At 46.9% G+C, this 358-nt stretch carries 1 protein-coding gene; it reads right to left on the reverse strand.

Translation table 11 applies throughout. The annotated features are described in order from the left end of the window. The coding region (locus AB4585_RS23235; RefSeq protein ID WP_372171147.1) for a DUF480 domain-containing protein at nt 1-358 on the reverse strand (358 nt) is incomplete at both ends.

Here is a 358-nt window from a genome sequence, read left to right on the forward strand (position 1 = left end):
AGATTCACGCTTACCTGGTTCTCTTGGCAACTTAACTACAATCGGAGTATCTAGGTTTGCTAGCTTATCTAGAGTCGCTTCTACTTCTTTTACATCCGCAAACTGAGCCAAACGGTTGGTACGAGTGCGGATTTCACCTGGGGTCTGCGCACCGCGCAATAGCATCACACACACAATGCCTTTCTCTTGAGCAGAAAACTGTAGGTCTCCGAATTCTGTATTACAGAATCGATGACGATACTTAGCAGTGCGGCTGTTGAAGCTACTTTCATCATTCACAAGGCGACGGTCAGTTAAGGCATTGATGCCATCAAGCACCTCTGCATCACTAAGCTCCATCACTGGATCACGATTGCTC

The organism is Vibrio sp. 10N.222.49.C9 (assembly GCF_041474985.1).
GTDB classification, from domain to species: Bacteria; Pseudomonadota; Gammaproteobacteria; order Enterobacterales; family Vibrionaceae; genus Vibrio; species Vibrio crassostreae_C.